We start from the raw sequence: 16,448 nt of genomic DNA on the forward strand, positions 1-16,448 counted from the left end.
CCCACCATGCCAAAACCTAAAAACCGCGATAAGCGCAAGAAGCTAGCACAGCGTAAGCGCAACCAAGCCGTCCAGCAGAAGCGTGATGATGGCGAGTTCGTCAAGTCGTTCACTGGCTACATGCAGCTCACATTTAAGCGTGAGACAGATGACGAAACGATACGCAAAAACGTGATCCGCGGTGATGACTGGCTAAAGAACAGCTATCAGATTTTCAAGAACCCTCGCCGCTACTTGGTAGGCGTCAAGCTCTTTAAATTTGATAAAAGCATTAAACCTGCTGAATTGGAATGGGCCACAGAAACTGAAATAGCAAAAGAAAACATCGTTGACCTAGCTGCAGAAATGGCTGATGAAATGGCAAATGGCCACGACGATGTTGATTTTGATAACTCTTACATACGCATTTATGCGTGAGGAATGGATATGAAAATAAGCAAAAAAAGACTGGCCAATAAAGTTAGAAAGCTAGAAGTTCAAAACTACGATATGCGTCAGAAAATCAAAAAAATGGATAAAGCACTAACCTGTCTTGATGAGCTGACCACTGAGCTAAATCATGCGCTACCTGACCCCGAGTATGATGCCAAGTGTGAGCAGAATGCGGTAGCTGTGGAAGAGTCACTAGCGAGACACGCTGTACGTCTTGGGCTAGTTAAGCCAAAACTAAAGCAGCTCGACCAGTCAGTGTTTGACCATAAGTATGTGACAAGTCATTTTCATTACGCAGCAATCAATGCTAATGGCCGGTCTATATTTTTTAGCGACAAGCCTAAATACAATTTAGAGCTGGGGATTTGGTACTCAACTGCTGGCTCAACAATGCCAATGCTTAAAGGCTACGACACAACCAACTGGCAAAACTCGCTAATCGAGCGCGAGAACATAGCAGATGAGCTGCTAGAAATTGATTTGGGATTACCAACCGTGTGTGAAACGTGCGGTAGCACTATACAAAATTTGCATAAAGGAGAATGGTCGTGAGTACAACTGAAATATACGGCTTCAAAGCCGACGGTAATGCTGAATTTATTGGCGAAACACAAAATGCTTTTAGAGGTGCTTTCGTGGTTTGGGAGCATTTTGAAAAAAACACCTTGAGCCATTACAGCCAATGGCTAATGGCAAAAGTTACTCAAGAACTGTAACTGGCGAGGGCTTAGATGATTTATGGGCGCTTCCTTACACTGACGAAATAACAAGAGCAGAAAAAATAGTGCTTTTGTCCACTTTTGATAAAAATGTTGTTCGTAATAGTGAGCTTGCCGAGCTGATAGATGCGTACCGCGCATTTGACAAAAATTTTGAATTTGAAACTTACTGTAGCTTACCTGAGCAAGCAGAAATTCTTGAGAAGCATAAAGACAAATACGTTGCTTTTGGCTTCAACCAAACATCGGTTAACTCGGCATTTTGGACTGAAGATAGAAGCACTTGCGAATGTGAATATTGCGTAACATGCCAAGAGGACTGCTACAACCTCAACACGGAGTCAGAGCACTTCTACGTCTTTGATGAGTTGGATAAGGAGAGCGATTGTGAGTAATTTACCGTTAAAGCCGTTGGTTTGGACTGAGATAAGCGAAAAAGTAAGAAACGACCCATCTATATGTGAACTTGATAAAGGTGCGTTATGGATAGCGGGTGACAACCTTATTTTCAGATACAACATTAAAGACAACCCTAATTCAAAAGAATTGCCTTTCATTGTTAATTATGGTGGTCGTCAACCTAAAGAGGTTGACAGCATCGAGTATGGCAAACATTGGGCTGAGCATACGCATTATGCTAGCAAGATGCAGCCGTATGTTAAGCCCTCGCCCACTTGGATTGATGTTGATGATAGATTGCCCGAAATGCACAAAAGGGTGCTTATTAAGGCTGATTGCTACCTTGTTGCAGCTAGGGCGCCAAGCACTGAGCACAATAAAGACTGGGGAATTACTGGCGATTGGATGTGGTCGATTGTTAATGATAGTTGGTGTGACGCTCACATGGTCACACATTGGATGCCAATCCCTGAATTTAGCGAGGTGACGAGGTGAGCAAACTTTACCCGGCGCAGTTTAAAGAGATAACTAGCAAGGTAAGCGGTACTCGATATAGAGTATTTTTGCGAGATATGCCTGAGATTAGCGGCGGTCAAAACAAATTGTTTGTTGATGCTGTGCAGTCAGCAATAGATGCGCTAGATAAGTATGTAAGCGGTCAAAAACTACCTGAGCCAAGCAAGCCAAAGCATGGTGATATTATGATTGCTATCAATAAAGAGGTGACTACCAATGGCAACGATTGAAACTGATATTGACCTTGAAGCGCTAAAGAATTCTGGTAAACGTGGACGTGAGCTCGTTAACTTTGCATTTAAAGAGCTGCAGTATGACGGTGAAAAGCTGCTTCACACCGCCATCTACGCAGGTGCACCACATGTGAATCATATCTATGCTGCTAGTATGCTTGGTTATAGCGCAGCCACATTGCGTAACTGGTCCAGTCAAAGCAATGGGCCTATACAACCAAAGCGCATCAATGGCACACCTTACTGGCGTATGCGTGACATACGAAACTTGTTAGACCTTTAATCATAAAGATGGTCGGTATTTATACCGGCCTCTTTTAGTATGAATTGCTCAATCCTACCATGCCACATTCTCAATAAATCAATCGGGCGGTCAACATAGTGCTTTTCATCGATAGCACTTGGACGATGACCCATAACCTGATTGACAATCCCACGCGGTACATCTACCCACTCAGACAACGTTCTGAATGACTTACGCATAGCTTTAGGCGGCAAGTTCGGCAAGCCACTCTCTACAAGCAACGTGCGATACTTCTTAGTAACTTCAATATACCCTTCCTGCCTTACCTTACTCCCAAACACAAAATCATTCACGCGCGGCAAAGCTTGGATAGTTTGCTTGGTATAAGGCGTCAGTGGAATGATACGCTCCCACTGATCAACCTTATCGACAATCTTAATCGTATTCCATTCAAAATCTATATCAGACCATTTAAGCTGCAGCATCTCCCCTGGTCGAGATCCGTTCATTAGCATGCAGATTAAAGCAGCTCGTTGAACGCTACCAATCTGGTCAACTACACTAAACCAAGTTTCTAACTGTTGTTTCTGCAGAGAACCTTTATGAGCACGCACACTTTGTACTGACTTATTGACCTTGCGGCTATTGTAAGTCTTATTGGGTATTAGTTCAGCGTACTTGTCCGTGTCCTCTGCCCAATTAGCACAAGCTTTGAACATGCGAAAGTTTTTGGCCATGGTAGTAGCACGTGTCTCATTCTCTTTACGAATCCAAGACTCTACAAAATCAGGCGTAAGATCAGCAAGTGACACTTCCCATATATTACCAATTGGCTGAGCCATATAAGGCTTGTCTGTCAAATATGGACGTGCTGCTTGATAGTGATCATTGAGATAAGTCTTTGACCATTCTGATTTATGAGTATTAATGTAGTGCGTAAACAGGTCACCAAACGTCAGCTGTTTGCGTACTTGGTCACGAGCAAAAGCCTTATTCTTGGCTAGATTGTCAGCCTTGGTGCGACTTGGATCAATACCAGATGCCAACTGCTTGCTAACTTCAGATGCTTTATCGATTGCGTCTTGCAAACTCATGACTGGGAATTTACCCAAAGTGATACGCTTAGGCGTGCCGGTACCGCCAACCCTACCCTGATAGATAAATGCTTTACTGCCACCAGGCGAAATACGTAAGCCCAGACCTGTGAACCTCACATCCCAAACGAAGTATTGTTTGTCCTGCGGTTCTAGTTTCTCAATTTTTGCAGTAGTTAACTTGGCTTCCATGTGATTACTAATCTATTTTATAAAAAGTAATCACATAGTAATCACATATAAAGTAAATTGCCATAAACTGAGTGATACTATTTTGAGGTGATGCACTCTAAGTTACTGATATTGTTTACATAACTATATTGTAAATGATATTGCGGTAAACTGAGTGATACGTTTAGACACGGACTCATAATCCTTTGGTCGTAGGTTCAAGTCCTACTGGGCCCACCAAATATTGAATCAGGCTTGTTCGCAGCGATGCGGCAAGCCTTTTTTATGCAAGTTTAGAAATATTATAAACAGTGCAGCGAATAATAACTGGTATTTAACCGAAAGCAATTATCTAAAATAAAGACATAAAAAACCCTTCACGCTAAATTTACATAGCCTGAAGGGTTTTTTATGCGTGGAACTTTCTAGTAATCGACGGTATAGCTTAGGCCATAAGTCGTGCCTGATGCAGGTAAACGGTTCAGATCGCCATACGTAGTTTGATGATAGACCGTTAGATAGTCTTTATTAAGCAAATTATAAACGCCATAATCTACTCGGCCAACTGGCATTTTTACTTGACCTAATACATCAAGGGTCATATAACCCGTAACTGGCAATGCACTAGAATCAGGGTCTTTTTGTTGATCTTTAGAGGCTCTGTCATCACCGCCAACAGCCAATGCTTGTAGACGTATGTTGCTGCCTTCATCAAAGTTATACTGAGCAAATGCGGTGCCTTTTAGTGGTGTTAGGCGTACAGCATCCAGCTCCAGCCAATCGCCATTATAATCATATTGACCACGGGTATATGCCACACTACCACCTACTTGCCACTGATCGCTAAGGTCATGAGTAAGTGAACCTTCTACGCCATAAACTCGCTCGTCAGTATCCACAACCTCGACAGTATAGCTGTCTGTAAAGCGTACTACTTTATCTGATTCGTTATAAAAACCGCTCAAGCGTGCCGCTGTATCACCATGTTTTCCCTGCCAACCAAACTCGTAGTTATTGGTTGCAATCGGTTGAACATTGTCTGAGTTAACCACGAAACCTGCACGCACATCACGCAGTGCTCGCTGTATATCTGCAGTATCAAGACCTTGTGAAAAATTGGCAAACAATTGATCTTTCGATGTTATCTGATAGCTGGTACCAAGATTGAAAAGTACTTTGTCATGGTCGGTGTTGCCTTTTTCTACGTCGCCTGCTTGATAGTCAATGCCATAAGCTGCACTTGTCCCGCTAATAGCAGAACTATTAAAATACTCTTCAAGCAGCTGCTCATAGATGGGCGTAAAGGTATCAGTCTCAGATTTTAGCTTTTGATAACGCACGCCAGCACTGGTATGCCACTTGTCGGTCAAGTCAATATCTGCATTGACAAAAGCACCCAATTTATCGATGGTGGTATCTGGCCCACCATTGTAAGTAAGCCCATTGGTTTGGGCGGTCAAGCCATTACTTGCAAGAAATATATTTAAGTCTTGACCATAATAGGTCTGCTCACTGTTTTCGCGTTCGACATCCACACCATAACTAAATAGTGTGTTTTTGCCTGCGATTTCGGTTTCAGTTTGCATGGCTGCACGTAGACCCATCACTTCGATATCAGCTTCTGACTGAGTCACAAATACTGCGGCACTGGTAAGCTTGTTCACTGTGTTTTCGTTAGTCAAACCATTGGCCTGCCATACTTCAGCTGCTTGGGTTGCTGCACTCTTGGCAGAAGGATAAAAACGGCCTTTTTCATCTCTATAGTAGCCCGTTAAACTTAAGCTAGAACCTGAACCCGCAAAATCATCATCACTATAATTTAAATTCACGGAGCTTTTTCGGTATAAGGCTGGTTTTCTACGTTGGCACCATCGATGGCTTTTAAAGAAGGTGGTGCATCCTCAGGTTTTAACAAGACCTGTAAATTATCACCATAATCTGGGCCATAGTCAGTATCTTGCTTATCTTTATAGTAAGTCGCTGCGAGATCAAGACGTTGGGTATCCGTTAGCTCTACACCTAAGCTACCATTCACACTTAGTGACTCGGTATCTTGTTGATCCGTTTGATTGACATCAGGACTAACTCGGTCGCCTTTGCTATCGAACTTACCACCTTTGGTCTCATAATCAACATCTAAGCGTCCATAAGCCCGCTCGCCGCCATACCCTAAGGTTTGCCCTACATTATAGCCAAATGAATCTGAGTCAAAGTCACGGCTACTACTAACGCCCACTCTGGTTTGTCTAATAGGGCCATAACCCACCAGAGATTTAGTCACAAGGTTAATTAGACCACCTGACGCGCCAGCACCATAGATACTAGTGGCACCCGAAAGCACCTCTACCCGCTCAAGCTGTGACGTATCAATACTGTTAAGCTCACGTGAAAGACTGCGTGAACCGCTTAATGGCACACCATTTAGCAAAAACTGTACTGGACGGCCATGCATGGTAGTGCCGTAGTTACTGGTCGAACCACTACTGGTACCCAAGCTCGGAATCAGCTGTGCCAAGATGTCACCAGTGGTACGGTTGCCCGTCGCCTGCATCTGAATATCGCTTTCAGTAATTACTTGCGTGACGGCTGGCATCTCACTAATCTTCTGAGCCAGCGCCGTACCCGTTCTGGCTTTAGCCGTGACATTGATAGTGTCTAAAGTCACATTAGGCGTCTCATCAGACACAGTACTTGAAGCCAGTTCCGCTGAGGTCTGCGCATCTAATACGGCATCCGCTTCATTGACATTGGTTTGTGCATATAACTGCTGGCTGATACAAAGGGTGAGAACAGATAGAGCAACTTGATGATGGCTTTTCATAATTTTTTCACTTAGGTTATTTCACTTAGTTGGATAAATAAACAGTGATATGAGTAATATTTAGCTAATAATACTGTGTGTACTAACTTTGTGAATCGTATTGTAAATGATAATCGTTTTTATTTCTATGTCTATTTACACCTTGTTAGTAAACGCTTATTTGTACTGTTTTCAGATATGGTTGACTATTTGAACTCTGATAATTTCATTAATCACTGAATAGTTTATTTAGCTCGTTGTTACGATAAGCCTCAAAAAACATCTGAAACTTTACCTCATCCTCTTTATGCTTTTTTTGACAATCTGATAATAGTTGCTGTGCTACATCGACAGATAATATAAATACACCGTCACTATCCATAATGGCAATGTCGCCTGAACGAATAGTCGTTGTCTGCTCATCAAAGCGATAGGCAATATCGGACGCCAGCGTGCCTTGTACTTGGTTACTCTTGAACGTGGTCACAGCACTGATACCCTGCGCAAATACAGGAAAGCCTAACTTACTTTTAGCCAGTGGGTGAAAAGGACAATTGATTAATGATGCCCACTGTTCTGCGGCGATTAATGCCTAGTGCCAAAAATCAGTGATATTTCAGTCTTGATAAGTTAAAGAAAACCCCGATACGGGGTGTTTGTCTATGGGGATCGTGGCAATTTGCACGCTGAAGGAATCGTGAATAATAAAATCACCGCGATTACTACCAGTACTTCTTGGATCGCGCTTGCCATGCCGTCACTACTACCTGCTGCTAATAACTGCGCACTTCGACTGCCTATATAAAGGGTGGACAGCGTGATAAATATGGTAGAGATGATACGGCGACTGATGTTATTAAGGGCGGCTCCCTCAGTGACCGCGTCTTTGTGTAAGCTGCTAAAACCAACGGTAGTGGTCGGCAGATACGCCAAACCTACCCCAATACCTCGCACACTCATAATTAGCATTAATAGCCAAAGCGTAGGCTGATACAAGCACCATGCCAGCATCAAAGTAGACAGCGCACTAATCGCAATTCCTACGATGCCAATCCCTCTGGCACCTTGCTTATCTACCATCTTGCCAGCGTAATGCGTGATGATACTGGCCACGAGCGTCGCGACCATTAGGACAACACCTGTCCATAAAGCACTCTCGCCCATCACGTCTTGTATCAGCACGGGTAATAGCAAGAGACACAACATCAAACCGACTGTTTGAGTAATGCTAATGATATTACTGTGCAAATAGGTTTTATTGTTAAACAAGCGCACGTTTAATAATGGATGTTTCTGCCGCCGCTCATAGGCCCACCAAACCATTGCGGACAGTAAAAATCCGACAGACAATAAACCCAATGTGGCTATCTTTAATAAGCCATCACTGCTGAGTAGCCCGCCAGTGAAGTCTATTTTCAGCGTGCTCAGCCAAACCATCATCGCAAGCAGCCAAGTGAGTAAGCTGATAAACCCGATCGTATCGAAAGGGCTCTTTTTTCATATGAGCGCATGTCAGGTATTAACCACCACACCATCGCCATGACCGCCATACTAAGTGGTAACGTAATGGCAAACAGTGTCCACCACGCAAACTGCTCAACCAAGTAAGCACCGACCAAAGGGCCAAACGCTAATGACATCATAATAACAATGCCCCATAGCGCCATTACTCTGCCATGCTGCTGCTGCGGATAAATCTGATATAGCATGCCAATAGATAGTGGAATAATCAGACCGCCACTCAGCCCTTGTATGGCTCTAGCAATGATAACAAAGCTCATACTATAGGCTAGCATGCCAATGACTAAGCCTAGCATAAACCCAAAAATTGCCGCTAAATAAATATATCTAAAAGGAAATTTTTTGTTTAGGTAGCCGCTGAGCATCAGCCCCACACTCATGGCCAATACATAAGCATTTAGCACCCAGCCGCCCATCACAATATCGACATCAAACACCGACATAAAGACAGGAATCGCTGGATTAAGTGCACTATTACTAAAGCTGACGACCGTACCGCCGAGTAATAGTGTCAGTAATACCTGCTGTACTTGTTTGTTGCTCAAGCCATCACTACTACTCTGAGAGGCTTCGTTTATAGGCGACTCATTTGTAGATGTCTTATTTATAAGTACTTTATTTATAGGAGCGTTACTCATTAAGCAGTGGCACCATAAAATTGGGTGACGGTCGGCATGACTTGCTCCTAGTTATTATTTTGTTAGCCTGCCGCGCGCGTCATCCAATTTCGCTGAAACTTAGCATCGTTATTCTTATCAAACTGCTGATCAAATAAGGTTCGATAGACCTCTGCTAAATAAAGTCAAAATTGTCGGCTATTCAATGCTTGCAGACATGAGCTATCTATTTGCTGAGGCTGGCACCTTACGAATGAGCCATAAGAAGTAGCCACCACCAATAATGGCAGCAATCGTACCAGCAGGCAGTTCATAAGGGAAAATAACATAACGGCCAATCCAATCCGCTATCACCATTACCCCTGCCCCTAAAAGTGCAGCTAGTGGCAATTGCCGTTCAAGCTTTACAGCGCCCAGTGAAGTAGCCAAATGTGGCACCATCAAACCAATAAAGCTCAATGGACCAACGGCAAGCGTACTGGCAGTACTAAGCGCTGCCACCAATACCAACAACGACAAAGTCACTGGCGTAACCGCCACACCTAGATTACGCGCCACACCTGTACCTAGTCCAAGAACGCGCAAAGGCTTAATCAGCAATAGACTGAGCACAAATAAGATAGCAGCGATGCCAATGAGATACCATACTGTACTGGGCTGCGCGCTATAAGTTGTCCCTGACAGCCAGCTGAGCATCGCTTCTAGACGCGGGTCTCCTGAGAGCTTGACCATATGCATCACCCCATCCATCATGGCGGCAATGCCTATACCTACTAACAATAAATAACCTGAGCTGACTCTACGTGCCAGCCAAATAATCAATAGCAACACGGCCATCGCCCCTGACAGTCCTGAAACCAGCAACGTCCCTGCTCCCGCAGATAGCCCTAAACTTGGTAATAATAAAAACCCCAAAATAACCCCAAGTGCCGCGCCTGAACTGACACCCAATACCTCAGGACTAGCCATAGGATTACGCGTCAAAGTTTGCAGTAGCACACCGGCGACTGCCAACATCAAGCCTGTGGCTGCAGCGCTCAAACTGCGAGGTAAGCGGTACTGCTGCGTGAGCGCCCAGTCCGTACTGAGCCCCCAACCATTGATATCTTGTACAAATAAACAAGCCAGCACAATGATAGCGAGCACACCAACGCCCCATCGCCAAAATGCAATAGATGTATGCTTACCTGTAAGCATAGGCGTCACTGTTTCTATCCGCGCGCGGCGCTGACGCAAAATCAGCCAAATAATTAACGGTGCACCCAAGATACCTGTCATGGCACCAGCTGGAATCTGCATATCAAGTATTGGCTCAAGCAATAACGCGACATTGCTAGTCAATAATAACAGCAGTGCTCCTAAACCAAAGGCAATGGCTAAACGCTTACCAATAGCGGAAATACCCAGCGCATTGACCAAACTTGCCGCACCAAGACCAATAAAACCAATTAAGCCAACCTCACTAATCACTAAAGCGGTCACAACGGCTACCACCAATACAACAAGTGCGCGAATCCCATTAATAGGTACACCCAAACGTTTTGCCTGCGTGTCATCTAGACTCATCAGCGTTAATGGTTTTAGTAATGGTAGACATACGACCGCCATCAAAATAGCAGTGATAACTAACGCGATACTGGTATGCCAGCTGTTTTGTGCCAAAAACCCAGCCGCCCATGACAGCATGCCATTACTACGCTCAGCAAAAAACAACACCAGTACATTGGCTACTGCGGCCAGCAAAATATTGACCACCAAACCGGCCAATATTAAAATCAATGGATTAAATCGACTGGGTGATGATAAGGCAAATACCAGACCCATACTAATGATAGCTCCTACAAAGGCTACATAAAGTCCGCCATAAATAGCTAAGCTTGGCAAAAACAACGTGACAATGAGCATGGCCAACTGTGCACCCACGCCCACCCCTAGCGTCGTATCTGATGCTAAGGGGTTTTTTACCAATTGCTGTAGTAAAATACTGACCACGCCTAATAGCCCGCCAGCCAACAACGCCACCACGCTGGTCGCCACTAGATGCAGCTGTATCGCCATACTGGCAATATCCAATTGCGAGCTTGGTATAAGCAAGTCACTGACTGGGCGCGTCCACTGTTGATCTAACAGCGCCCAACTACTCCATAACGACAAAGCCGCTAGTCCGATGAGCATGGTCCATAGTCGCCAAGACAAATTGGCAAACAAGGAAGTTTGAGAATTGGGTTGATTCGGTGGCTGATTCAGTGGTGATGATGACTGTTTCGATGACGTTGATGAGGGTGACGATAGCGATGAATCTGAAACCGTTGCTGCTTGAGAAGCTAATGTCATCGTATGAGCACTGTCGGTATGATTATTGATATTATTGTTTTGGTTGTTGTTAGTATCTGCATTGGCGCTCATAGTACTTCCCCGCCTTTTAATGAAACTTCTGACAAGTTATTTGCTAGGCTAACCAATGATGACATCCCACCATAAATCCATACTGGTGGTAGCTCGCCCACACAGCGGGTATTGCCATAACCCAGGCGCTGCCAAATCAAGCTGTCATCAATTTCAGCTCTAGTAATTGGGCTTAGTGGATCGATAATTAATAGACAAGTCTCATCATCTAGTTGCGCCAAATCTCCCATTCGTATTGGCACAAACCCCCACTGATTGCCCTTGCCCAATACCACAAGCTCTCTGTCCATCTGCTCTAACGCAGGCTGAAATAAGCTGTTTGCCACATACATACGCATGTTATTAGCATCCGCAAACTGTACCACTGCGAATTTCTTGGCTTTTGGATAACGCTCCTTGAATTGCTGACTGGCGAGCTGTATGTCTTTCTGACTTTGTACAATATAGTCTTCAGCCATCTTCGGGTTATCGATCAGCATGCCAAGCTCCCGCGTCGGTTCGGTATAGTCAGCCCACGTTGCTGTCTCTCCTTTTGCCGCAGACATTACAGATTCTGCAGGCACATCACTGTATAAATTACGCGCATGCTCATAAAAGTAATTGTCTATAACCATATCAACAGGCAGTTGGGCGATTAGCTCAGCATTGGGCTGATAGCGGATGCCCAAATCTACGGTTGATGATGGCAATTTAGGGCTTCCAACCCACCTATCCCAAACCCTTATATCACCTGTCGCAATTGGTGCATGCCCCATCGCCGTCAAAGTCGCTGCATTACCCCAGTCAGGAGAAACGATATTCATTCTATCGCTGTGACTGTTTTCTGCTTCTGAGGTAGTGGATGTTTGACTATTACAGGCGGTCAATACCAAGCACCATGCGAGGGCGAACCACTTCAGTGTTGTTATTACTGATACTGAAGTAACTAGAGGAAATTTCGATAATTTATCTGTATAAAGAACAGGAGGCATAGAAGCGTATCTTTGTAGGCGAATTAAAAGAAAGAGCAGAAATCAGATGTTAAGCAACTGCGACAGGCTGCCCAGTAATAGGATGACTGAGCAACTGCATATCGACATTAAAGATATCGTGTAGCACGGTAGGTTGCATGGTACTGGCGATATCGCCGTTGTGACATATTTGGCCATTTTTCAGTGCGATGACTCGATCGGCATATTGCGCTGCCAAATTAATATCATGGATAATAATTACCACGCTTAAGCCTTGCTCATCCACCAAACGACGAATGAGCTGAATGACCTCGATTTGATAATGCATATCAAGCGCAGCAAGTGGTTCATCGAGTAATAAGTAACGGGTATCCTGTGCCAAACACATCGCGAGCCACGCACGAGCGCGCTCACCACCAGATAGCGTGGCAGTAATTCGATCAGCAAACGCTTCGGTTTGAGTCACTTTTAATGCTTGCGCGACTTTGTCTTTATCTATTTGAGTTGGCTTTTGCAGCCATTTTTGATGGGGATATCGCCCTAGCATGACCAGCTCACGCACCGTGAATCCAGCAGCTTCTGGCAATTGCTGCGGCAGATATGCCATTTGCCGCGCCAACTCCTTACTGCCGTAGTCATTGATACTGTGCTCATCTAAAGTGACATTGCCGCTACTACTTGCCATCTCACCCGCTAGCGCTTTGATCAAGGTCGACTTGCCAGACCCATTATGCCCAACCAAAGCCACCAGTTGATTGGTATCAATCTCACAAGTCACATTGTCTAATAGAGTATTTCCTTGACGGCTGATAGTCAGCTGGTTTGCACGTAGCATATAAGCACTCATTGTTGATAAAAATAATATGTCATAAAAATTAGGGTTTATCGGCCATCGGTTGTAGACCAATTTTTGACGATCAAACCACAATAAAAATTGATTTTACTCGTAAATGATAACAAAAACAATTATCATTAACTATAAACTCATTCACTTTAATTTCAACGCTCTGTTGATTGCGAGTATTTATATGACCAACCTTCTTTTAGCTACTACAGAAAACACTGATAACCCAAACAGCCAATACACTCCCTAAACGATCCTGAAATAACGAGTGTGGTCGCTCATATTAATGAAGAGCACCTCGACGAACTGCTTGGATTTTTGAGTGCATTTACCTCATTATCTACCGCCGAATCGGATCTGGTCGATGCCCAAATAACTGATATTTATGCTGAAGGTATTGCTATACAGACTTTTCTAAAAAGCTCAGAGATTCAACCAGCTGGCGCTCACAACACCTCGCTTGATGACCAGACTTTCTTTATCGCTTTTGCCGCACCTATCTCCCAGCTTGATGACTTGCAAGCCCAATATATCTTGCTAAAACAAAGAGCAGATAAAAAGCTAGGCAAAAAAACAATCAAACTGACCAAGCAAGTATTTGATGTACAAAACAGTTATAGAGTCAGCAAAAATATGCTGCGCCTTGAATTGAGCATGCCGTCATTAAATAGTGATACGCCATTAATTAATACCGCTCAGTTAAGTAATGCTAAGGGCGCAACAAGCTCGATGTCAGTACCTACCAACGAAGCGGGTTACGCGTACTTGTTTGATTTAGAACACAATGCAATGACCGATGCATTGATGACTGACAGCACTGATGGCAATAAAGCTAGTGACTATAAAACTAATGATAGCGAAAAGGAAAACGTACGCCCTGCTCGTCCTCACTGCTATTACACTTTGAGAAAAGCATGGCAAGCTGATAATGGAATACGAGCTTGGGTCGATGTTTTTTGCATGGGAATACACCGGGCGGCAACTGGGCAGCAGCACTACAAGCAGGCGAGACCGTCGTTACAAAACGAGAGTTTCCAGAAAAGGTAGAGCACTTACGAGACGGTCAAGCGGTACTGATTGTCGATGAGACATCAATGCCAACGGCAGCACGATTGCTGGAGCTATGGAACAATCCTACGCCACCATTGGTCATTTGTGTGACGCAAGATGCAGACGATCAAAGTTATTTTGATACGGTAAAAATGCGCAGTTGCCTCAATTGCGATACTGAAAACAGTAGTAATAACTACTTTACCGTATTGCCTATAGTAACCAATCAACCAAACTCAGGAGCAGAGTTAGCCACGCTAATCGACAGAGAGTTAGGCGACTATTTGACTAATAACCCTCTAAAGATTGATAAAGTCTGGGGAGCACTAGAAGCGAATACTGCCAAAGCATTGCGCCCGTTGCTGAAAGACCGACTCGATCTTAGTCGTACCGATGTCGTGGTAAAGGTCTACTGGCGTCACGATTAGTTTAGCCTTATAAAATGAAACTCAAAATCTACCCTTATCAAAACTTATCCTATATATAGTGGATGCTACTGGCGCATCCACTATTAATGTTTGCAGCAACGAATGCATGTAGGGTATAGTTTTCATTTTGAACGTTTAATCAACATAGTATATCGGCAGATAGTTTTATCGCTAGGATTACCAGTGATAGTCGAGTAGCACTTAGAGAGTCATTTTTAATAGACTGTCTAACACCTGTGCCAGAATGCACTGTTATTTTTCTAACCCAAGGATGATGTATGAAAAAACTTAGGACACCTGACTCGTGTTTTGCTAACTTGCAAGATTACGATTTTGAACCGAACTATTTGATGGTCGATGATACAGAAAGTGGCGAGCTGCGCGTACACTACCTTGATGAAGGTCCAAGCGACGCCGACCCTATCTTGCTATTACACGGTGAGCCTTCTTGGTCTTATCTGTACCGTAAAGTCATTCCAATACTGACAGCAGCAGGACATCGCGTTATTGCGCCAGACCTTCCTGGGTTTGGACGTTCAGACAAACCTGCATCGCGTACTGACTACACTTATCAGCGCCATGTCGATTGGATGCAATCGGTACTTGATCAATTAGATTTAAAAAATATCACACTGTTTTGTCAAGATTGGGGCGGCTTAATCGGCCTACGTTTAGTAGCAGCGCAACCTGATAAATTCGATCGCGTCGCAGCAGGTAATACAATGCTACCGACTGGGGATCATGATCCTGGCGAAGGGTTTCGCAAGTGGCAGAAGTTCTCTCAGGAAACGCCGCAATTTAATGTAGCAGGCACCATCAAAAGCGGTACCACAACGACATTGTCTCAAGCCGTACTGGATGCTTACGATACACCCTTCCCTGATGAGTCCTATAAAGAAGGCGCCAGACAGTTTCCTATCCTAGTGCCCACGACACCAGATGATCCTGCTTCAGAAAACAACCGAGCAGCTTGGGTCGTGCTAAGCAAATGGAGCAAGCCATTTATTACACTGTTTAGTGATTCCGACCCCGTAACTGGTGGCGGCGATCGCATCATGCAAAAGCTGATTCCGGGTACCAAAGGCCAAAATCATACGACTATCACTAATGGCGGTCATTTCCTGCAAGAAGACCAAGGCGAAACATTGGCTGAGCTTCTACTAAAGTTCATCAATGACAATCCAAAAGCACAGTAATAGATAACAAAAACCCTGATTGCTAATGTACTAGCCATCAGGGTTTTTAGTAATACTATAATGATTGGTCAATGATAAAGTGCGCGAGCTGTTAAAACCAAATCATTGGTATTTAATCAAGTAGCATCTTATAAAAAGCAACAGCGTGATCGACACTAAAAAATCTGGTTTTTATCCAGCCCTGCTATACGATATTTTTAAAAATATCATCGATATATTTCTCTACTGCATCATTGTCGTTAGTGACCTGCGCATAAGTCCTCAGACCTATGATCTGAATCTGAAGATAGCGTGCCAGTTCAGTCGCGTCTTTTTGTGCACTGATTTCACCGCTCTCAATAGCTTGCTCAAACCAAGTAGCAAATGAAGCCTCTATCCCTTCTAAAATTCCTGTCGCGTGTGCCAGTAGCTCTGGACTATCGTTTTGAGTAAGCTCAGCGACTGTCTTGACGATCATGCACATACCACTAGGCGCAGTAGCACTATTACAGACAATCACCGTATGGATAAAATGTTTTAAGCCATCTAACACTGTGTCTTTTTGCTCAATACAGTCGGCCAATCTCTTGGCACCATCTGCGGCATAGCGATTCAGTGACTCTGTAAATAGCTTATCTTTACTACCAAAAGCTGCATAAATACTACCTGGGTGCATATTCACCACATCTTGCAAATTGCGCATTGATGTCGCGTGATAGCCTTTCTCCCAATAGAGATTTTTTGCTTTTTCGATCACATCCTCACGATTGAACTTTATCGGAGCACTCATAATTTTCACCTTAATAACTTTGCCTTAAAATCTATTTTAAGGCAAAGTTTGTAGAATCA

The 16,448-nt window shown here is 44.0% G+C and carries 20 protein-coding genes; 10 read left to right on the plus strand and 10 right to left on the minus strand.

Going from position 1 to position 16,448, the window contains the following annotated elements; translation table 11 throughout:
• Window positions 1-6 precede the first annotated feature (6 nt).
• From ACOBWA_RS08620 to ACOBWA_RS08650, 7 genes are read left to right on the plus strand one after another with little or no spacing between them, the layout of a single operon-like run.
• Window positions 7-417, plus strand: coding sequence for a hypothetical protein (locus ACOBWA_RS08620; RefSeq protein ID WP_420229071.1), 411 nt, complete (start codon window positions 7-9; stop codon window positions 415-417).
• Window positions 418-426: 9 nt separating this feature from the next.
• Complete coding sequence (locus ACOBWA_RS08625) at window positions 427-984, plus strand: hypothetical protein (protein ID WP_420229072.1); 558 nt, start codon at window positions 427-429, stop codon at window positions 982-984.
• The gene (locus ACOBWA_RS08630) at window positions 981-1,148 is read left to right on the plus strand and encodes a hypothetical protein (RefSeq protein WP_420229073.1); all 168 of its coding nucleotides are present in this window, start codon (window positions 981-983) and stop codon (window positions 1,146-1,148) included. Before ACOBWA_RS08625 ends, ACOBWA_RS08630 begins: the two co-directional genes overlap by 4 nt.
• Window positions 1,115-1,546, plus strand: coding sequence for a hypothetical protein (locus ACOBWA_RS08635; RefSeq protein WP_420229074.1), 432 nt, complete (start codon window positions 1,115-1,117; stop codon window positions 1,544-1,546). Before ACOBWA_RS08630 ends, ACOBWA_RS08635 begins: the two co-directional genes overlap by 34 nt.
• A complete protein-coding gene (locus ACOBWA_RS08640; RefSeq protein ID WP_420229075.1) occupies window positions 1,539-2,045 on the plus strand; it encodes a DUF551 domain-containing protein in 507 nt (168 codons plus the stop codon). Before ACOBWA_RS08635 ends, ACOBWA_RS08640 begins: the two co-directional genes overlap by 8 nt.
• Window positions 2,042-2,296, plus strand: coding sequence for a hypothetical protein (locus ACOBWA_RS08645; protein ID WP_420229076.1), 255 nt, complete (start codon window positions 2,042-2,044; stop codon window positions 2,294-2,296). Before ACOBWA_RS08640 ends, ACOBWA_RS08645 begins: the two co-directional genes overlap by 4 nt.
• Entirely contained in the window at window positions 2,283-2,582 is a 300-nt protein-coding gene (locus tag ACOBWA_RS08650; protein WP_420229077.1) for a hypothetical protein, read from the plus strand. Before ACOBWA_RS08645 ends, ACOBWA_RS08650 begins: the two co-directional genes overlap by 14 nt.
• On the opposite strand, the gene ACOBWA_RS08655 is transcribed toward ACOBWA_RS08650, so the two are convergent.
• From ACOBWA_RS08655 to ACOBWA_RS08695, 9 genes are all read right to left on the minus strand, one after another.
• Window positions 2,579-3,829 carry a tyrosine-type recombinase/integrase gene (locus ACOBWA_RS08655; RefSeq protein ID WP_420229078.1) on the minus strand — a complete coding sequence of 417 codons (1,251 nt, stop codon included), beginning with the start codon at window positions 3,827-3,829 and terminating at the stop codon, window positions 2,579-2,581. The genes ACOBWA_RS08650 and ACOBWA_RS08655 overlap by 4 nt on opposite strands.
• Window positions 3,830-4,233: 404 nt before the next feature.
• Window positions 4,234-5,637 (minus strand): TonB-dependent receptor domain-containing protein, encoded by a 1,404-nt coding sequence (locus ACOBWA_RS08660; protein ID WP_420229079.1) that lies wholly within the window; start codon window positions 5,635-5,637, stop codon window positions 4,234-4,236.
• Entirely contained in the window at window positions 5,634-6,629 is a 996-nt protein-coding gene (locus ACOBWA_RS08665; protein ID WP_420229080.1) for a TonB-dependent receptor plug domain-containing protein, read from the minus strand. Before ACOBWA_RS08665 ends, ACOBWA_RS08660 begins: the two co-directional genes overlap by 4 nt.
• Window positions 6,630-6,837: 208 nt before the next feature.
• Window positions 6,838-7,095 carry a hypothetical protein gene (locus ACOBWA_RS08670; protein WP_420229081.1) on the minus strand — a complete coding sequence of 86 codons (258 nt, stop codon included), beginning with the start codon at window positions 7,093-7,095 and terminating at the stop codon, window positions 6,838-6,840.
• 173 nt (window positions 7,096-7,268) lie between these two features.
• Complete coding sequence (locus tag ACOBWA_RS08675) at window positions 7,269-8,048, minus strand: MFS transporter (RefSeq protein WP_420229082.1); 780 nt, start codon at window positions 8,046-8,048, stop codon at window positions 7,269-7,271.
• Window positions 8,045-8,767 carry an MFS transporter gene (locus ACOBWA_RS08680; protein WP_420229083.1) on the minus strand — a complete coding sequence of 241 codons (723 nt, stop codon included), beginning with the start codon at window positions 8,765-8,767 and terminating at the stop codon, window positions 8,045-8,047. The genes ACOBWA_RS08675 and ACOBWA_RS08680 overlap by 4 nt, the downstream gene beginning before the upstream one ends.
• A gap of 201 nt (window positions 8,768-8,968) precedes the next feature.
• Complete coding sequence (gene fhuB, locus ACOBWA_RS08685; RefSeq protein ID WP_420229084.1) at window positions 8,969-11,152, minus strand: Fe(3+)-hydroxamate ABC transporter permease FhuB; 2,184 nt, start codon at window positions 11,150-11,152, stop codon at window positions 8,969-8,971.
• Complete coding sequence (locus tag ACOBWA_RS08690; RefSeq protein WP_420229085.1) at window positions 11,149-12,018, minus strand: ABC transporter substrate-binding protein; 870 nt, start codon at window positions 12,016-12,018, stop codon at window positions 11,149-11,151. The genes fhuB and ACOBWA_RS08690 overlap by 4 nt, the downstream gene beginning before the upstream one ends.
• A 154-nt stretch (window positions 12,019-12,172) precedes the next feature.
• A complete protein-coding gene (locus tag ACOBWA_RS08695; protein ID WP_101205244.1) occupies window positions 12,173-12,937 on the minus strand; it encodes an ABC transporter ATP-binding protein in 765 nt (254 codons plus the stop codon).
• A gap of 279 nt (window positions 12,938-13,216) precedes the next feature.
• Between ACOBWA_RS08695 and ACOBWA_RS08700 the strand changes: the two genes are divergently transcribed.
• The 3 genes from ACOBWA_RS08700 (at window position 13,217) to ACOBWA_RS08710 (ending at window position 15,620) form a co-directional block, all read left to right on the plus strand.
• Window positions 13,217-13,993: a DUF2470 domain-containing protein gene (locus tag ACOBWA_RS08700; RefSeq protein ID WP_420229086.1), complete on the plus strand. Its 777-nt coding sequence runs from the start codon at window positions 13,217-13,219 to the stop codon at window positions 13,991-13,993.
• Window positions 13,903-14,424, plus strand: coding sequence for an SIP domain-containing protein (locus ACOBWA_RS08705; RefSeq protein WP_420229087.1), 522 nt, complete (start codon window positions 13,903-13,905; stop codon window positions 14,422-14,424). Before ACOBWA_RS08700 ends, ACOBWA_RS08705 begins: the two co-directional genes overlap by 91 nt.
• Before the next feature lie 278 nt (window positions 14,425-14,702).
• Window positions 14,703-15,620, plus strand: coding sequence for a haloalkane dehalogenase (locus ACOBWA_RS08710; RefSeq protein WP_420229088.1), 918 nt, complete (start codon window positions 14,703-14,705; stop codon window positions 15,618-15,620).
• A 184-nt stretch (window positions 15,621-15,804) separates the two neighbouring features.
• Here ACOBWA_RS08710 and ACOBWA_RS08715 read toward each other — a convergent pair whose 3' ends face one another.
• Window positions 15,805-16,389, minus strand: coding sequence for a TetR/AcrR family transcriptional regulator (locus ACOBWA_RS08715; protein ID WP_238067986.1), 585 nt, complete (start codon window positions 16,387-16,389; stop codon window positions 15,805-15,807).
• Window positions 16,390-16,448: the final 59 nt, after the last annotated feature.

The sequence above is a fragment of the Psychrobacter sp. ER1 genome, from assembly GCF_048631835.1.
Taxonomy (GTDB): domain Bacteria; phylum Pseudomonadota; class Gammaproteobacteria; order Pseudomonadales; family Moraxellaceae; genus Psychrobacter.

What these genes read in the sequence shown, in the direction of transcription:
- ACOBWA_RS08625 (WP_420229072.1), top strand. Translation starts at nt 427, where the DNA reads ATGAAAATAAGCAAAAAAAGACTGGCCAATAAAGTTAGAAAGCTAGAA.
- ACOBWA_RS08650 (WP_420229077.1), top strand. Translation starts at nt 2,283, where the DNA reads ATGGCAACGATTGAAACTGATATTGACCTTGAAGCGCTAAAGAATTCT.
- fhuB (WP_420229084.1), bottom strand. Translation starts at nt 11,152, where the DNA reads ATGAGCGCCAATGCAGATACTAACAACAACCAAAACAATAATATCAAT.
- ACOBWA_RS08680 (WP_420229083.1), bottom strand. Translation starts at nt 8,767, where the DNA reads ATGAGTAACGCTCCTATAAATAAAGTACTTATAAATAAGACATCTACA.
- ACOBWA_RS08695 (WP_101205244.1), bottom strand. Translation starts at nt 12,937, where the DNA reads ATGCTACGTGCAAACCAGCTGACTATCAGCCGTCAAGGAAATACTCTA.
- ACOBWA_RS08655 (WP_420229078.1), bottom strand. Translation starts at nt 3,829, where the DNA reads ATGGAAGCCAAGTTAACTACTGCAAAAATTGAGAAACTAGAACCGCAG.
- ACOBWA_RS08635 (WP_420229074.1), top strand. Translation starts at nt 1,115, where the DNA reads ATGGCTAATGGCAAAAGTTACTCAAGAACTGTAACTGGCGAGGGCTTA.
- ACOBWA_RS08710 (WP_420229088.1), top strand. Translation starts at nt 14,703, where the DNA reads ATGAAAAAACTTAGGACACCTGACTCGTGTTTTGCTAACTTGCAAGAT.
- ACOBWA_RS08665 (WP_420229080.1), bottom strand. Translation starts at nt 6,629, where the DNA reads ATGAAAAGCCATCATCAAGTTGCTCTATCTGTTCTCACCCTTTGTATC.
- ACOBWA_RS08715 (WP_238067986.1), bottom strand. Translation starts at nt 16,389, where the DNA reads ATGAGTGCTCCGATAAAGTTCAATCGTGAGGATGTGATCGAAAAAGCA.
- ACOBWA_RS08620 (WP_420229071.1), top strand. Translation starts at nt 7, where the DNA reads ATGCCAAAACCTAAAAACCGCGATAAGCGCAAGAAGCTAGCACAGCGT.
- ACOBWA_RS08675 (WP_420229082.1), bottom strand. Translation starts at nt 8,048, where the DNA reads ATGATGGTTTGGCTGAGCACGCTGAAAATAGACTTCACTGGCGGGCTA.